Raw genomic sequence first — 15,624 nt, 5'->3', positions numbered from 1 at the left:
CATGGAACCTTTAGTGATATTTAAAGCTTTGTCTAACGAGACACGTAGTCAGATTATGATGTGGTTAAAAACTCCGGAGGAATTCTTTGATGAGAAGCCTTATTTACAACAAGGCCTAAGTTTTCGAACTGGAATATGCGTGGGAGATATTCAAGCTAAAGCGGGACTTGCACAGTCTGTTATCTCGAGTTATTTGTTGACAATGCAAAAAGCTGGTTTGTTGGAATCTGAGCGAATTGGGAAGTGGACGTACTATCGTCGGAACGAGAAGACAATTCAGGAATTTTCCGAGTATATTAAACAGAAACTATAAATGAGAGGAGGGAAGACTTTTTTTTGATAATACATATCTACAATTCTGTATATGTAAATATAAATGGAGGATTATTTTAAAAATGAAAAAGATTAACCCGTTGCTTATTATTATTTTGGCTTTAGGTGTATTTGGTATTATCACTACGGAAATGGGGATTATAGGTGTTCTACCGCAGATAACTCAAAAATTTAATATATCGACTTCACAGACTGGATGGCTTGTAAGTATATTTGCTTTAGTCGTTGCCATTTCTGGTCCATTTCTAACATTACTGGCTTCTGGTATCAATCGTAAAGTTATTCTATTAACGGCTGTACTTATTTTTGCAATTTCAAATGTTGTGTACGCTTATACAACTATGTTTGAAGTAATGCTGATTTTTCGTATTATCCCTGCTATTTTTCATCCTGTCTTTTTTTCAGTTGCTCTTGTGACCGCTGCTCAACTTGTCCCACCAGAAAAGAGTACTAAAGCAGTTGCAAAGGTTTTCGCCGGAATCACAGTCGGGTTTGCTTTTGGTGTGCCTTTGACTTCTTATCTTGCGGACAAAATATCATTAGAAGTTGCTTTCCTGTTTGGTGCTGTTGTAAGTATAATTGCCTTTTTAGGGATACTCGCTTGGCTTCCTTCCATGCCTGTTAAAGAAAAAATGTCTTATGGCAAGCAGCTTGGTATACTACGCAAACCCCTATTATGGTTAAATATTGTGACTGTTATTTTTATTTTTGCAGCTATGTTTTCTGTATATAGTTACTTCGCTGAGTATCTTGGACAAGTAACACATATGAATGGATCATGGATTAGTATCATGTTGATGGCCTTTGGTATAGTCATGATTTTTGGGAATTTTTTATTTGGGGGCCTTTTGCATAAAAGCATTTCAAAGACCGTCATCATGTTTCCTCTGCTATATGCGGTAACTTACCTCTTCGTTTATTATCTAGGATCTTATTTCATTCCGATGGTTATTATCATAATCATTTGGGGGGCAGGGCATTCCGGCGGACTCATTGTCAGTCAAGCATGGTTAACGACCGAGGCGAAAGAAGCTCCCGAATTCGGTAACAGCTTGTTTATTTCATTTTCCAATCTTGGAATTACTATAGGGACTGCTATCGGTGGTTGGTTTATTTCTCATGCAGGAATACATCAACTCATCTGGATCGGAATTATGTTTTCCCTGTTTGCTTTCTTATCGATCATAATCAAAATAAAAATTTCCAACTTAAACGTAGCAGAAGCTAAGCTGGGTGATTAACGGAGATTATGAATTTATTAAAACGGCGACAGCCATGTATCTTATTTTTCTGGTACATAGCTGTCGTTGTTTTCTATATTAAATATTACAAACTTGTGTTTTTTACTATTTTGATTTATTTTAATTAGACCCCATGAAGCTATTACATATGTATAAGAAAGAGGTTTAACCATGAGTAAAACGTATCTATTAAAAATCTGCTTAGCCATCACCCTCATACTCGGAACAGCTACCGCTTGCACTTTCGCCGAGCAGTCTACTCCAGATCAAGCTCCATCTATAACAACAAGTCCTAGCCCTAAATCTGATGCTACGGCAAAGAATACACAAGAGGATAACAGACGTTTATTAGATGCTAAGGTAACACGGGTAGTTGATGGTGACACCATGAAGCTGACTATCGACGGTAAAAAAGAAACAGTACGCTTGCTACTAGTCGATACCCCTGAATCCGTTAATCCGAACGTTCCTGAGCCACAGCCATTTTCGATAGAAGCCTCTGATTATGCCAAAAAGATGCTTACCAATAAAGATGTGCAAATTGAACTAGATGTATCAGAACGAGATAAATATGGTCGTCTACTCTGTTATCTCTATATTGATGGCAAAATGTTTAATGAGCTTCTGCTAGAGCAGGGTTATGCACGTGTGGCATATGTATTTGCACCTAATACGAAATACGTAGATCAATTTAGAGCTATTCAGGATAAAGCAAGAGAGCAGGGAATCGGCATCTGGAGTATTGAAAATTACGCGCAAAACAATGGTTTTCATGTTCCAAAAACGAAATGATTATCTAGTAATCAGGATTTATAGAGCTACCATGAGGTAGCTTTTTTATTTGCTTTCGAATGTTATAAATGTAATATTGTGGTATGATTCCTATGATTATATTTGGGGATGAACAAAAAAATACAAGTCATTAAGGAAAAGGATGCTGTGTAATGAGCAATTATATTATGGAGCTAAGAAAACAAGTAGGTACCATGCCGCTTATTATGGCAGGAGCCTGTGTTTTGTTGTGTAGCGAGCAGCAATTACTATTACAACGTAGAACGGACAACGGTTGCTGGGGGTTGCCAGGTGGCTCGATGGAGCTTGGGGAGACTTTGGAAGAGGTTGCTAAAAGGGAACTTTTTGAGGAGACAGGTTTACAAGCCAGAGGACTTGAATTGTTCGACATGTTTTCTGGACAAGAGCTTTATTACAAATATCCAAACGGTGATGAAGTATATAATGTTGTAGCCGCTTATCTATGTACAGAATTTGACGGTGCGCATAAAGAAGATGGAATTGAAGTGCAAGAAGTCCGTTTTTTTAATTATGGAGAATTGCCTAGCGAGTTATCACCTCCTGATGTTCCAGTCATTAAGAGATTTATGGATCATTTTATGAAGTAAGACCACATCTCACTTAAAGTGTCACCTTTCCCAGGGAACCATAATACGATGAAATATGAACCATGACATTAGCCCGGAAAGGTGTGCGATTATGAACGGAACAATCCTCAATTTCTTTGCTGGCGGGAATACGGCTCACGGCTTTTACAGCCTCTATGAGTCGTCATTGCAAAGTTTAACGCGTCTATATGTTTTAAAAGGAGGCCCAGGTACGGGGCAGACCAAACTGATTAGAGAAATTGGAGAGCAGTTGAATCAACAAGGTTATGAGATCTGGTTCATCCACACTGCATCAGATAACGATTCATTCGACGGTGTGATTATTCCCAAATTAAATATAGGAATTGTGGATGGAACAGCTCCGCGAGTAATAAACCCTGAACTGCCTGAAGAGTCCATCGTATTCGTAGATTTGGAGCAGGCCGCTGATCAGTTCCAGTTGTGTCAGCAGAAGTTGGAAATCGATAATTTAGTCGGAGCCATTAAACAAGAACATGAATTGGCTTATGCTGGCTTTGCTGAAGCTCTTCGCATTCATGACGAATGGGAAGCAATTTATATCGCGAAAATGGATTTTCAAGCAGCTGATGAGCTGACACAGGAGTATATTAAGCTTTTGTATGGTGATCAGAAATCTGATAAATCCAGCCGGGTAGATCATCGTTTTTTAGGTGCGGCGACGCCTAAGGGGGCTGTGGATTTTGTTCCTAATCTAACCTCAGGACTAAAAAGATATCTGGTTAAAGGACGTGCGGGCTCCGGAAAATCTACATTGTTGAAGAAAATAGCGGCTGAAGGCATCAAACGTGGTTTCGATGTTGAATTTTACCACTGTGGCTTCGATCCAAATAGCCTTGATATGATTATTGTGCGTGAGCTTGGCTTTGCTATTTTTGATAGTACGGCTCCACACGAGTACTACCCAGATCGGGCAACCGACGAGATCGTCGATATGTATTCCCGCTGTATACTGCCTGGTACAGATGAAGAATATTCCGAAGCTATTGCCGGCATTAAAGAGCGATATTCGAGTACCATGAAGCAATCCACACAACATCTTACAGACGCAAAAGTATTCCTAGTTGCATTAAAGCAAATCTATACTTCTACCCTGAATTTTGATCGTGTAGACCAGATTAAATCGCAGATTTTAGAGGAAATCAACGAGATTGTTGAAAGTCCACTGGAGGTTTAAACCTACATTTAAGATCGCTCTCTAGAGGGCGGTCTTTTTTTGTGAGAAAAGAAATTGGTATGGTACATACGCACCAATGTGGTTATTTCCACTGGAACTGTATCCAAGTATGCTCTCTCTAGTAACAACGATAAGGGAGAGAAGCTTATGAATGATCAAAAAGTAATGTTTAGAACAGGGCTAAAAGATTCTATCGCAATTGTTGCAGGATTTATCCCAGCTTGCTTTACGTTTGGATTGGTCGGTAAGGGGTTAGGTCTAGAAAGTCTGGAAGTATTCTTATTGTCAGCGCTCGTATTTGCGGGGGCTAGTCAATTTATCGGTGTAAAAATGCTTGCCGCAGGAGCAGCCGCTCCAGTGATTTTACTGCTTACTCTGATCATTAACTTAAGATATTTGTTTATCAGCTTATCCTTTGGAGGGCAGTTAAATCGTAACATCAGTGTACTAGCGAGAACTTGGATTGGCTTCAGTTTAACAGAAGAGGTATATGCCGTTAGTATGATCCCTCGAGAAGGAGTAAATCGTAAAACGGAGAATGAAAAAATGAACCAGCCCTTAGGACTTCCTTATCTGCTAGGCCTACAAATTACTCCCTATGTCGCTAACCTGATAGCAACAGCTTCGGGGATCACCCTTGCCTCCTATATCCCAGCTTTATATTTACCGGCGCTAAACACGTCATTATATGCCTTACTAATTGCACTTGTTGTACCTCAATTGAAAGGCAGCTTACGGAATATGGCTATATGTATATCAGCTGCAGGATCATCTTGGCTACTGAACCCTTTGCTGGGAAACTCATCGATTCTTATAGCTATGTTGATCGGCATGGCAGTGGGTTCCTTAATTAAAGGGCAAGTCAAAGCGGAGAAGGGGGTATCCATATGACTATATTAATCATCATAGGTATGGCTGTTATTACATTTTTATTTCGTTTTGTGCCTTTACTGCTTACGAACCATACGAATGGTTCTTCCAAAGTCCAAGCGCTACTGGAGTATTTGCCCATAGCGGTACTTAGTGCGTTAACGGTACCTGGAATCATTCAGGTAGACCCAGATGTTAATCTTGTGGGTATCGCATCAGGGACTGTCGCTGTTATACTGGTATTAATTAGAAAAATTCCGCTGCTCTTCGTGATTCTAGGCTCTGTTTCCGCAGCAATACTCGTAAAAATGCTAACCCTATATTTTTAAATCAAAAGTCGGAACAGAAGGGGAGGACCTCTTATGAAGCATGATTTGCTGATCACACTCGATAAAGAACGACAGATACCATTTAGCCGTCAAATTTACGAGCAAGTTCGAAATGCTATCCATTCAGGAGCTTTAAGCGGGGGGGACCCCCTGCCTCCGTCTAGAACTTTGGCCAATCAGCTTGGAGTATCCAGAAGCGTGGTCCTTCAATCCTATGAGCTACTACAGGCAGAAGGGTATCTGGAGATGAGAAAAGGGGCGGGAACGTTTATTGCGGAGTTGACGTTAGAGGAGAAAATTACAAAAGATTATGAGAGCCCTTACAATTTTATAACGAAGGGACCTGATATCCTTACGCTTAATCCTCCTGCTACTAGAGAAGTTGATCATTTGAACCCGGTATTTTGCGATTTTCGACATGGTGTACCTGCTTGGGATGCGTTTCCTATGGATCAATGGCAAAAAGCTCTAATGAATGCTTGCCGCCGCGCTTCACCGGATACTTTAGGCTATGGCCCTGCGGAGGGTTCACTGGGACTACGCAGAGAAATTGCTCGTTTATTACGTTCCACGCGGTCTATGCCCGTTGTTCCAGAACAAATCGTGATTACTTCTGGAGCTACGCAAGCTCTTGATATTTTATCGAGGATTTTCTTATTTAAAGGTGATCAAGTCATTGTTGAAGATCCATCACATAGCGTTGTGCGTGAAATATTTTCTTTTGCTGGGGTAGAGGTCATACCTGTTAAAGTAGATCAAGATGGCATCTGTGTGGAAGAGATCCAGACAAACAGTGATAACGATAAAGAAGGTAATCTTAAAAAATCGCCAAAGCTAGTCTATGTTACGCCTTCTCACCAGTTCCCTTTTGGGACGACACTGTCCTTGAAACGAAGAGTTCAGCTGTTGGATTGGGCGAAAGCTAATCATGCTTTTATTATTGAAGACGATTATGACAGTGAATATAGGTACGAGGGTCCGAAATTATCCGCGCTTGCTGGTCTAGATGTTGAGGGTCGAGTCATTTATGTAGGCAGCTTTAGTAAAGTATTATTTCCTTCTCTGCGGATAGGTTATGTTGTATTGCCTCCGGCTTTGCTTCAACCTTTTTTGGCCGTTAAATGGATTACAGATCGCATGTCTTCTGCTTTGGATCAGGAAGCGTTAGCTGAATTTATACAGAATGGTCACTATGCAAGGCATATTACACAGATGGGTAAGCTGTATGCTTCACGTAGAGCCTGTCTCGTAAATAGCTTGAATACTGAATTTGGGAGTCGTGTGCGATATTATGGCGAGGAAGCGGGGCTGCACTTACTGATTGAGCTGGAGTCGGATGCCGAAGAGAATCGTATAGCTGAAGTGGCGCTCCATTACGGAGTTCGTGTATATCCTGCATCTTCTTATTTTCTGGAGAGTAAACCTAAGGGACCTGTGTTTCTACTAGGCTATTCTAATCTTACTGAGAATCAGATTAAGATGGGTGTGAACAGACTGATGTTAGCCGAAGCAGAAGCGACAGTTAGTAGTAGTCATTTGTAATAGAAATGTTGGAACTTTATCATATAACTTGTATGTTCCCTCTATAGTTTCAGCCTTCAGACATTCATAATAAAAGGTGAAGTTATTTCTAATTCTGGAGGTTCTTATGAAACGCTACATTATAGGAATTGATCTCGGTGGAACGAATATCAAAGCAGGAATTTACGATTTCGATTTTATAGCTGTAAAAGAAATATCTACACCTACAGAGGCAGCCAAAGGCCCGTTACATGTGCTGGAACGGATTAGAGAAGCTGTACGTTTGATTACGGTTGAAGCGGATATTTCGTTAGATTTAGTAGAAGGTATGGGAATCGGAGTGCCCGGATTACTTGATCCGGTAGCGGGCATTTCTTTTTTCTCGCCTAATTTTCCGGGGTGGGAGCAAGTACATGTTGTTGACGTGATGAAGAAGTTTTATGATTTCCCTATTTTCATTGATAACGATGTAAGGGTTAATCTGTATGGAGAATGGCAGCAAGGTGCAGGCAGAGGTTATAACAATCTAGTTCTGATTACTTTGGGAACGGGTTTAGGATCGGGTATTGTGAACAACGGGAAAGTAATCTACGGCACGTCTTATAGCGCTGGTGAAATTGGGCACATGAATATGTACAGGAACGGACGACCTTGTAAATGTGGGAGCTCGGGCTGCTTAGGACGATATGTCTCCGCGCTTGGCATGGTGAACACTTTTAAAGAGAAGCTGAAGGAAGGCCGAACCAGCATGATTCAGACCTGGACTAATGATCAAGAAGAGCAAATTACCGCGCTAATGATTTCTGAAGCCTACGAACTCGGAGACGCTATCTCTATGGAGGTCATGCAGGAGACGGGGACTATACTTGGCTTTGGATTAGCGAATGTAGTGAATATGCTCAACCCTGATCTTATTATTGTAGGTGGGGGGATGGCAGCAGCGGGTGATAAGTTGCTCCAACCTGTAAGAGAAACTGTAAGTCAGCATGCGTTGAAGCTATCTGGCAGTAAGTGTGAAATTGTTCAAGCTTCGCTAGGGAGTCGGGCTGGAACTATTGGTGCGGCCTCTTATGCATATAGTAAGCTTAAAGAAGCAGAATAGCTAAAAATAATTGTTAAATTAGTATGAACTGGAACCAGATGGAGCCGCCCGGAATACAACAGTAGTAAAATCCGTGGAGGTGCTCATATGTTTGCAATCATGCAATTAATAGGTGGGGTGATCCTGTCTTTGGGATGGATTCCTCAAATTATTCAAATTCTCAAATCAAAATCCGTAGCCGATTTAAATTTGAAGTCGTATTTACTTATGCTGCTCGGGATTAGTCTAATGGAAGCATACGCGATAAGTTTGGCGGTTACGGGAGTAGGTTTAGCTTTTTTGATTACGAATACGATGTCCTTATGTGTTGTGTTGCTGGTTATTATTCTAGTGCTTAAATATCGAGCAAGATCATGATTGAAGTTAAGAAGGTAGGAAACGGAATGACGTACAGTTATCGAAAAGCCGCATCTACGGATTATGCCGCAATATGACAAGAACAAGATTTGTACTGGCTATGAAATGTTATTGTTTCACCCGATTATAGAGGTAAGGGAGCCGAGGAGTATTTGATTCGTACCATGCTTGCTGCTGCTAAAGAGGACTTACAGCTTCAAGAGTTACATCTAGTTTGTCATAATGTGAATACTAAAGGGATGTTATTATACTCCAGATTAGGGTTTAAGCCGTATGAAATTGTTAAAAGAACAGGTCCTCATGAAACAATCATCGCCGGAATCTTTATGAGAATAGAGCTAACTTAGGTTAGTAAATGCGGAGGTACATTTGAGCGAAAAATATTTTACATACGAAATCGATGCAGTAACTTTTCAATTGCAAGAGCCTTGTGATTTTGCTTGGTTATCTAAACTTGGCAGGGTGTTCAAAGTGTTCGATCAGCAGGATTCGGGCAATCTTTCTTTTGGTGTGGAGAAGGAAGGTCAGAGGTATTTTGTGAAATTTGCTGGTGCAAAGCCTTTGACTTACGATGGAAACCCCTCGGATGCTGTTGATAATTTGATTAAAGCTATTCCGGTATATAAAGAGCTTGAATCTGAAGTGCTGATCTATCTGGTGTCACATTTTGAAGTTGGAGTGGGATATGCAGCAGTGTTTGAATGGTTTGAAGGTGAATGTTTGCATTCGCATTGGCTGTTTGCGGGAGAAGCTAAGTTGAACCATCCGGAATCGCCTTTTTACCGCTATAAGCAACTATCTATTGAAAAACGTTTAGCGTCCTTAGATGTAATCTTTGCGTTTCATGAACATGTTGAATTGCAGGGTTATGTCGCTGTCGATTTTTATGATGGAAGTATTCTTTATAATTTCGTGAACGATGAAACAAGGATTTGTGATATTGATTTTTATAGACCTAAGCCAACTGTAAATGATCTGGGAGAGAACTTCTGGGGCTCATCCAGATTCAAGTCACCGGAAGAGTTTATCTTGGGTGCACCGATTGATGAAGTTACCAATGTATTCAATATGGGCGCAACTTCATTTGTTCTTTTAGGAGGAGCCTCCGACCGGTCGTTTGCAAAATGGGAAGCGAGCGAAGCTCACTACGAGGTTGCTTTACGGGCGGTTAGCCTGGAGCGTGAGCAGCGGTATCAGAGTGTGGCGGAATTTAAATTAGCTTGGGATAGAGCAGGAATTGTTTGAGGTAGGTGGGAAATGAGAACTGCTTAAGCTGTAAGATAAGAATGATAGCCCTGCTATTGTCACATGATATGATTTATAAATAGAACAAGCAGGAGGGATTTCAATGAAAAGAGACATTCAGCATGTTCCCTACGGCTATGAGCCACCGGTTGAACAACGTAAAGGGACGTTAGTGTTTTACGATTCTTTTGAACATATAACAGATCAGGAACTTGTAATCGCGGCAAAAACGGCCACCGATCGGCGTTTCACTAAGCTAGTGCTATATCCGCTTCATGAAGAAACGGTGAGACGGATGACCAAAGAGCCGGTGAGCGCTTATTATAAGCGTGAGGACCGGCTGCATGAATGGAAGAGGGAGCAAGGACTTAGCTTCATCACGGTAGAGAGTTTGGAGGGAAAGCGAAAGAAATATACTCCGCTTGATTCTGCGCTTAGACATCTTGCAGAAATCTATCCTTCGCCGATTTTTTTGTATTTAACACCTGAGGTGGCGAATCAGTTTGCGTCTTACTCCTCTTTTGAAGAATGGATTGTAAAGATCCGCTTATTGCTGCCATCTGCACCTTCATCACTTCATCCAAGGCTACTAAAATTTCGCCATCGCTGGGATGTTGTTGGAGAAGAGAAAGATTAAGATTTAATGTGTGCTGCTCTGTTTACGTCTGTAATTGTACATTCTCCACTGATAATGGATAAAACATCCGATGCAAAATCCAAGTATCGCAACAGTGGCTGCCACTGCAACTAGCGCTGTGAAAATATAGGCAGCAATCGTCCACCCCGCGATGAAGCTGATCAGACCACCTGTGAGGCAGAAGACAGCAATCGTTTGGTTAAACTGTTGCTGTGACCAGTCTTCGAGTACATAGTGCGAACGTTCTTTTGTCAGAAACTTAGCAGCCAGTTTAATAATGGGATTATAGCCGAACAAGAGTCCGAGCAATCCGGCAAACAAGGGCAGCGCAAGAATCCAGTGCTGTCCTGTTAGCCATGTCAATATTACAGAAATGACGATAAACGCCTGATTAGTCTTTACTAATGGTCGTGGAATTCCTTTGGGCACGTCTTGCATTTTATTCACACCTTTCTCATTGGAATAATTATAGTATACGCTGAGGTTGAGGGAATGGGAAGTAGATTACTTTGAATTTAAGTAATTTATATGTTGACATATCTCTTAAAAATATGGTTTTATTATGTAGACCAATTGTTATAATGCAAAGGAAGTGTCAGCTTGTCGAACAAGCCGAATACGCGTGAGGCGATTCTGGACACCGCTTCGAAATTATTTTTTTCTCAGGGATATCATGCAACAGGACTAAATCAGATTATTAAAGACAGCGATTCACCGAAGGGATCTCTTTATTATTACTTCCCTCACGGTAAAGAAGAGCTGGCTTTAACATGCATTAACCGGACTAGTCTAACAGTCGCTCAGAAACTGAACTGTCATATGGAGAGCTGCAATAGTGCAGCTGAAGCAATGGAGGATTTTATTCTAGGCATGGCTATGGATGCAGTGGAATCTTCATTTGAGGGGATTGTTCCATTTAGTTTTTGGTTAGCGGCGGAGACCTCTTGTATTAGTGAGGAGCTGCGGACTGCATGTAAATCTGTGTTTATGGACTTGCAGGATGTGATCAAGAAACGCCTTCTGGAAGAAGGTGTGGAGAGCAACACTGCAGCCGATAAGGCTTCAGTAATAGTCTCATTATTTGAAGGAGCGCTTCTTCAGACGCTGACTTTACGGGATGAACAGCCGCTTCTCGCGGCGGCGAAGATTATCCCAGCGATACTTGGTTAGAGATAGACAATAGATAAGAACATCAGGGGGATTAAGAGTGGAAGCAACTATGCAAGGAAAGCAACAAAAGGAAGTAAAGAAGTTTAAAACCATTCCGATTCTAGTCTCTTTACTACTTGCAGGATTTATCGGAATGTTCAGTGAAACCGCACTGAATGTAGCTTTAAGTGATCTTATGAATGTCCTTCAAATTACTCCAGCAACAGCACAATGGTTGACGACGGCGTATCTGCTTACACTGGGAATTCTAGTACCGATTTCGGGTATGCTGCTTCAGTGGTTCTCGACTAGACAGTTGTTTGTTGCTGCTTTATGTTTTTCAATACTTGGAACGTTTTTAGCTGCAGTATCACCTAGTTTTGAGTTCCTATTAACAGCGCGTGTGGTACAAGCAATGGGTACAGCGCTTCTTTTACCACTTATGTTCAATACGATCCTTATTATCATTGCTCCTGAAAAACGTGGTGCCGCGATGGGGATGATAGGATTGGTTATCATGGTAGCACCCGCGATCGGTCCTACTATTGCCGGTCTTCTAATTGAAAGCCTTAGCTGGCACTGGATCTTCTGGCTGTCACTGCCATTCCTGGTGATCGCATTGATATTCGGGATCCTCTTCATGCAGAATGTAACGAAGGTTACGAAGCCGAAGATCGACATCCTCTCCATAGTGTTATCATCAATCGGGTTTGGTGGAATCGTGTTTGGTTTCAGTAGCGCCGGTGAAGAAGCTGGTTGGGGAAGTCCAAAAGTAATCATTGCTATCGTAGTAGGTGTGGTATCACTCTTATTGTTTGGTTTGCGCCAAATGAAGATGAAGCAGCCTATGATTAATCTGCGAGCTTTTAAATATCCAATGTTCTCTATTGGTGTGGCTATGGTATTTATTTGTATGATGGTTATCCTGTCATCCATGTTGATTCTTCCAATGTATCTTCAACAGGGTCAAGGGTATACAGCGTTCAAGGCAGGCTTGCTGCTACTTCCAGGGGGGATTATTAACGGATTGATGTCCCCAATCATGGGTCGTCTGTTCGACAAATACGGTCCCAAATGGCTCGTTATTCCGGGTCTAATTATTGCAGCTACTGCTTTGTGGTTCTTCTCCAGTATTACTGTTGCTTCTACGGTTGTATTCGTAATCGTACTTCACAGTACGCTTATGATTGGTGTGTCGATGGTATTTATGCCTGCACAAACCAACGGAATTAACCAGCTGCCGTTAGAATTATATCCAGATGGTACAGCGATCATGAATACTTTGCAGCAGGTTGCTGGTGCGATCGGTACTGCATTAGCTGTCAGCATTATGTCCGCAGGTTCTAAGAGTTATTTGAAGACTGTGGCCGATCCTGCCGATCCAGCTAATATGTTGCCTGCATTCACGCAAGGTGTACAAAATGCATTTATTTTTGGAATGAGTATGGCGATTGTAGGTCTAATCCTTGCGTTCTTCGTGAAAAGAGTAGTTGTTAATCATAAAATGAATACACCAATGCATTAATCATTAAATTTGTAAAATCCCCTTACGGTAGATAGTGGAGAAGGTTCATGTACGTATGAACATACCACTGTTAATCGGAGGGGATTTTTTTAATCATAACAAGAAAGAGGGACCTCTCCCCGGTAGAATACCGAGAAGCGTCCGCCACCTAACTTCTTTTTAAGAAAAATGCTGGGCTATATTAGTCAGATACTCTGCTTCATCTGTATTTTCTTTCATATGAATGAGCATTTTTGCATCTTCTCCAACAATGTACCGGAACTGACTTGTCCCATCAGTGGCGGCTTGATATATTGTTTCCGCAACAATTTCTGAAGGCGAAGCATAGGTAGGTTGTTTTTCCATCTCACCCAATTTACCCAAAAATGCAGTTGTAAAGGGTTTATAGTCCGTTAATTCTTCATTAAAAAAGAACTCCATCGATCTTCCACCAAAGTCCGTCTGAATGGCACCAGGTTCAATTAACTTTACTTTGATGTTTTGTGATGCTAATTCATAAGATACGGATTCAGAAAAACCTTCTACCGCAAATTTCGTTGAATGATACAGAGACATCGTAGGAAAGGTTACTTTCCCTCCCATAGAAGAGATATTGATTAGCAAACCATCTTGATTAGATCTAAAATGTGGCAATATGGCTTTAGTCATACTGATAAGACCAAACACGTTCACTTCAAACTGTCTTCTGATCTGCTCATCCGTAGCTACTTCAATAAGACCCATTGTTCCATAACCAGCATTATTGAGAAGAACGTCAATTTTACCGAACCGCTTAATCGCTTCCGCTAACGCAGGTTGAATTGTGTCTGATTTCTCAACATCAAGCTGTAAAACCAATACATTATCAAGTGTAATAAGTTCACTTTCTTGTTCAGGTGAACGCATCGTGGCTACGACGTTCCATCCTCTTTCAGCAAAATGTTTTGCTGTAGTTCTCCCAATGCCAGACGAAGCACCCGTTATAAAAATTGTTTTCATTAACAATTCCTCCTAAAAGTTTTCTTAGCATTACATCTTCACTTGGTACGTACAAAACTTACTTCGTAAGCACTAACTGCTCCATGTTTGACAACCCTTCGGCAATGATTTTGAGTTTTGCTTTATATTCTTCAATGCCAATCTGGATACAGATGATCTGTGCTGGATGCATTTCATCTTTATAAAATGAATACTGCGCAAGTAACTGATCTAACTTATGTTGTGATTCCTCCTGTACCTGCTTCAACCAAAGAATCACCTTGTCATACCCAACAAATTCACCAAAATATAGTCTCATCATAAAATCAGATTTCTTAATACTGTCAGCCTCTAGTGGGGCTAGTAAATAGGCGTTAAAACTATCTCTTCCTTTATCCGTGATGTTTAAAAGATTCTTATTAGGCTTACCTTCCTGCTGCACATTTTCCTTAGTTATCAAACCCTCCTTTTCCATGCGAGCAAGTGTGGGATAAATCGTTCCATAACTAGAACTATAGAAATTAGAGAATACATCCTCCAATAACTGTTTTATTTCGTAACCAGTCTTCGATTCTTTCATAAGCATGCCTAAAATAACATCCTGACTGTTCAAAATAGAACCTCCTTGTTGTTTAGAAATATTTGTATATCACGCTTATAATATATCGGTTAGATATATATTGTGTCAATATATATTATTTTGATACAGGTAACTTTATCGAAATCATAAATCACTTGTTCCTTGAGGATTGTTTGGAATGGGTACTATGAACCAATTAGTTTCAGGTTATTCCCGTATGTCTAAATATTAAGTACAATTACATATATGGCAAAAGGGAGGTCATCTATTGAACTGGAAAAAATCCGGCTTGTTAAGTATTGCTATAGCCCTTGGTTCAGTGACAGGATTCAGTACTTTGGGTATAGAGCCAGTATCTGCCGCAACGGCAACGGAATCTGCAGGCGTTTATAATCAATTCCAGCAGTATGTACAGAAGCCGACATCTCTTGCTAACGCACGTAATTATTTAATTAACCATATCAAAGAAGTGGATACCTGGACAGCGACTCAGATGACACTTCAGCTCGAGAATGCACAGAAGGCACATTTATCTGTATACTCAGAAAAGGTTTTTCCGGACAAGATGCAGAAAGAGATAAACAGTGCTTTTTCCAAAAGCAAAAATCTAACCTATACCTCACTCCTTAATACGATCAAAGATGCCAATGTACGCAATGTGTTAATTGAAGGCCGGGATAAGGGATATAAGCTGGAGACCAGTGAGGGCATGTACTATCCGGTGATGCATTATGAGGGATTTAAGATCTTTAAGCCGTATATTACGAAGGACATCGCAGCTTATATTGACATCATGGCCACCGAATCTAATCAACCGAGTGTATCTGATGCAGCGATTGTAATCAGTTGGACCGAGTTAACGAATAGAGCGCTTGCAATAGAGGATTTTGTGACGAAATATCCTGCTTCTAACCGTTCAACCGCTCTTCAAAAAGAACTTCTCATTGCAACGTCCCGCTTATTGTATGGAACAAGTAATACACCTGCATATGACTATGATGAGCAAGTTATCAAACCAGAAGTAAAAAAGGCGTATGAGAATGCACTAAAAAATAGCAAAGTTGATACTAGAATTCTTTCGATTTTAGAAAAGCTACTACAATTACTTAATTCTACGAATAATAAATTCACTCCTGTAATAGAAAAATTTCTAGTTGAAACCGTAAACTCGTAATTATTAGAG

The 15,624-nt window shown here is 40.7% G+C and carries 19 protein-coding genes; 16 read left to right on the top strand and 3 right to left on the bottom strand.

Annotated features, from left to right (window positions below; genetic code table 11):
• Position 1: 1 nt before the first annotated feature.
• The 13 genes from ACFWMP_RS01430 (at position 2) to ACFWMP_RS01370 (ending at position 10,230) form a co-directional block, all read left to right on the top strand.
• Positions 2-313: an ArsR/SmtB family transcription factor gene (locus ACFWMP_RS01430; protein ID WP_060624147.1), complete on the top strand. Its 312-nt coding sequence runs from the start codon at positions 2-4 to the stop codon at positions 311-313.
• An 82-nt stretch (positions 314-395) separates the two neighbouring features.
• Positions 396-1,574, top strand: a complete 1,179-nt coding sequence (locus ACFWMP_RS01425) for an MFS transporter (RefSeq protein WP_379421739.1) — start codon at positions 396-398, stop codon at positions 1,572-1,574.
• A 171-nt stretch (positions 1,575-1,745) separates the two neighbouring features.
• On the top strand, positions 1,746-2,366 hold the full coding sequence (locus ACFWMP_RS01420; RefSeq protein ID WP_379421738.1) for a thermonuclease family protein: 621 nt from the start codon (positions 1,746-1,748) through the stop codon (positions 2,364-2,366).
• 152 nt (positions 2,367-2,518) lie between these two features.
• On the top strand, positions 2,519-2,974 hold the full coding sequence (locus ACFWMP_RS01415; protein WP_379421737.1) for an NUDIX hydrolase: 456 nt from the start codon (positions 2,519-2,521) through the stop codon (positions 2,972-2,974).
• Between the two features lie 91 nt (positions 2,975-3,065).
• Positions 3,066-4,169, top strand: coding sequence for a PRK06851 family protein (locus ACFWMP_RS01410; protein WP_379421736.1), 1,104 nt, complete (start codon positions 3,066-3,068; stop codon positions 4,167-4,169).
• A gap of 147 nt (positions 4,170-4,316) precedes the next feature.
• Positions 4,317-5,060 (top strand): AzlC family ABC transporter permease, encoded by a 744-nt coding sequence (locus ACFWMP_RS01405; protein WP_379421735.1) that lies wholly within the window; start codon positions 4,317-4,319, stop codon positions 5,058-5,060.
• Complete coding sequence (locus tag ACFWMP_RS01400; protein ID WP_042187788.1) at positions 5,057-5,368, top strand: AzlD domain-containing protein; 312 nt, start codon at positions 5,057-5,059, stop codon at positions 5,366-5,368. The genes ACFWMP_RS01405 and ACFWMP_RS01400 overlap by 4 nt, the downstream gene beginning before the upstream one ends.
• A 33-nt stretch (positions 5,369-5,401) precedes the next feature.
• Positions 5,402-6,910: a MocR-like pyridoxine biosynthesis transcription factor PdxR gene (gene pdxR, locus ACFWMP_RS01395; RefSeq protein WP_042187790.1), complete on the top strand. Its 1,509-nt coding sequence runs from the start codon at positions 5,402-5,404 to the stop codon at positions 6,908-6,910.
• A 106-nt stretch (positions 6,911-7,016) separates the two neighbouring features.
• Positions 7,017-7,991, top strand: a complete 975-nt coding sequence (locus ACFWMP_RS01390; protein WP_379421734.1) for an ROK family protein — start codon at positions 7,017-7,019, stop codon at positions 7,989-7,991.
• Between the two features lie 87 nt (positions 7,992-8,078).
• On the top strand, positions 8,079-8,348 hold the full coding sequence (locus ACFWMP_RS01385; protein ID WP_076286400.1) for a PQ-loop domain-containing transporter: 270 nt from the start codon (positions 8,079-8,081) through the stop codon (positions 8,346-8,348).
• 110 nt (positions 8,349-8,458) lie between these two features.
• On the top strand, positions 8,459-8,695 hold the full coding sequence (locus ACFWMP_RS01380; protein WP_379423465.1) for a GNAT family N-acetyltransferase: 237 nt from the start codon (positions 8,459-8,461) through the stop codon (positions 8,693-8,695).
• 22 nt (positions 8,696-8,717) lie between these two features.
• Complete coding sequence (locus ACFWMP_RS01375; protein WP_379421733.1) at positions 8,718-9,593, top strand: serine/threonine protein kinase; 876 nt, start codon at positions 8,718-8,720, stop codon at positions 9,591-9,593.
• Positions 9,594-9,696: 103 nt separating this feature from the next.
• On the top strand, positions 9,697-10,230 hold the full coding sequence (locus ACFWMP_RS01370) for a hypothetical protein (protein WP_042187799.1): 534 nt from the start codon (positions 9,697-9,699) through the stop codon (positions 10,228-10,230).
• A 3-nt stretch (positions 10,231-10,233) separates the two neighbouring features.
• On the opposite strand, the gene ACFWMP_RS01365 is transcribed toward ACFWMP_RS01370, so the two are convergent.
• Positions 10,234-10,668: a DUF4395 domain-containing protein gene (locus ACFWMP_RS01365; RefSeq protein WP_076298904.1), complete on the bottom strand. Its 435-nt coding sequence runs from the start codon at positions 10,666-10,668 to the stop codon at positions 10,234-10,236.
• Positions 10,669-10,830: 162 nt separating this feature from the next.
• On the opposite strand from ACFWMP_RS01365, the gene ACFWMP_RS01360 reads away from it, so the two are divergent.
• Entirely contained in the window at positions 10,831-11,400 is a 570-nt protein-coding gene (locus ACFWMP_RS01360; RefSeq protein WP_379421732.1) for a TetR/AcrR family transcriptional regulator, read from the top strand.
• A gap of 49 nt (positions 11,401-11,449) precedes the next feature.
• The gene (locus ACFWMP_RS01355) at positions 11,450-12,904 is read left to right on the top strand and encodes a DHA2 family efflux MFS transporter permease subunit (protein WP_042193817.1); all 1,455 of its coding nucleotides are present in this window, start codon (positions 11,450-11,452) and stop codon (positions 12,902-12,904) included.
• 159 nt (positions 12,905-13,063) lie between these two features.
• Here ACFWMP_RS01355 and ACFWMP_RS01350 read toward each other — a convergent pair whose 3' ends face one another.
• Together ACFWMP_RS01350 and ACFWMP_RS01345 are read right to left on the bottom strand one after the other, a co-directional pair.
• Positions 13,064-13,882, bottom strand: a complete 819-nt coding sequence (locus ACFWMP_RS01350; RefSeq protein ID WP_339247765.1) for an SDR family oxidoreductase — start codon at positions 13,880-13,882, stop codon at positions 13,064-13,066.
• A gap of 58 nt (positions 13,883-13,940) precedes the next feature.
• A complete protein-coding gene (locus ACFWMP_RS01345; RefSeq protein ID WP_379421731.1) occupies positions 13,941-14,474 on the bottom strand; it encodes a PadR family transcriptional regulator in 534 nt (177 codons plus the stop codon).
• A 235-nt stretch (positions 14,475-14,709) separates the two neighbouring features.
• Between ACFWMP_RS01345 and ACFWMP_RS01340 the strand changes: the two genes are divergently transcribed.
• Positions 14,710-15,615, top strand: a complete 906-nt coding sequence (locus ACFWMP_RS01340) for a hypothetical protein (RefSeq protein WP_379421730.1) — start codon at positions 14,710-14,712, stop codon at positions 15,613-15,615.
• The last annotated feature ends 9 nt before the right edge of the window (positions 15,616-15,624 follow it).

Source organism: Paenibacillus sp. NPDC058367, from assembly GCF_042723305.1.
Taxonomy (GTDB): Bacteria; Bacillota; Bacilli; order Paenibacillales; family Paenibacillaceae; genus Paenibacillus_AQ.
This window is presented reverse-complemented; position numbering and strand designations above follow the sequence as displayed.

Excerpts from the sequence above, each read along its gene's own strand:
- ACFWMP_RS01430 (WP_060624147.1), top strand. The coding sequence starts at position 2 with ATGGAACCTTTAGTGATATTTAAAGCTTTGTCTAACGAGACACGTAGT.
- ACFWMP_RS01425 (WP_379421739.1), top strand. The coding sequence starts at position 396 with ATGAAAAAGATTAACCCGTTGCTTATTATTATTTTGGCTTTAGGTGTA.
- ACFWMP_RS01420 (WP_379421738.1), top strand. The coding sequence starts at position 1,746 with ATGAGTAAAACGTATCTATTAAAAATCTGCTTAGCCATCACCCTCATA.
- ACFWMP_RS01415 (WP_379421737.1), top strand. The coding sequence starts at position 2,519 with ATGAGCAATTATATTATGGAGCTAAGAAAACAAGTAGGTACCATGCCG.
- ACFWMP_RS01410 (WP_379421736.1), top strand. The coding sequence starts at position 3,066 with ATGAACGGAACAATCCTCAATTTCTTTGCTGGCGGGAATACGGCTCAC.
- ACFWMP_RS01405 (WP_379421735.1), top strand. The coding sequence starts at position 4,317 with ATGAATGATCAAAAAGTAATGTTTAGAACAGGGCTAAAAGATTCTATC.
- ACFWMP_RS01400 (WP_042187788.1), top strand. The coding sequence starts at position 5,057 with ATGACTATATTAATCATCATAGGTATGGCTGTTATTACATTTTTATTT.
- pdxR (WP_042187790.1), top strand. The coding sequence starts at position 5,402 with ATGAAGCATGATTTGCTGATCACACTCGATAAAGAACGACAGATACCA.
- ACFWMP_RS01390 (WP_379421734.1), top strand. The coding sequence starts at position 7,017 with ATGAAACGCTACATTATAGGAATTGATCTCGGTGGAACGAATATCAAA.
- ACFWMP_RS01385 (WP_076286400.1), top strand. The coding sequence starts at position 8,079 with ATGTTTGCAATCATGCAATTAATAGGTGGGGTGATCCTGTCTTTGGGA.
- ACFWMP_RS01370 (WP_042187799.1), top strand. The coding sequence starts at position 9,697 with ATGAAAAGAGACATTCAGCATGTTCCCTACGGCTATGAGCCACCGGTT.
- ACFWMP_RS01365 (WP_076298904.1), bottom strand. The coding sequence starts at position 10,668 with ATGCAAGACGTGCCCAAAGGAATTCCACGACCATTAGTAAAGACTAAT.
- ACFWMP_RS01355 (WP_042193817.1), top strand. The coding sequence starts at position 11,450 with ATGCAAGGAAAGCAACAAAAGGAAGTAAAGAAGTTTAAAACCATTCCG.
- ACFWMP_RS01350 (WP_339247765.1), bottom strand. The coding sequence starts at position 13,882 with ATGAAAACAATTTTTATAACGGGTGCTTCGTCTGGCATTGGGAGAACT.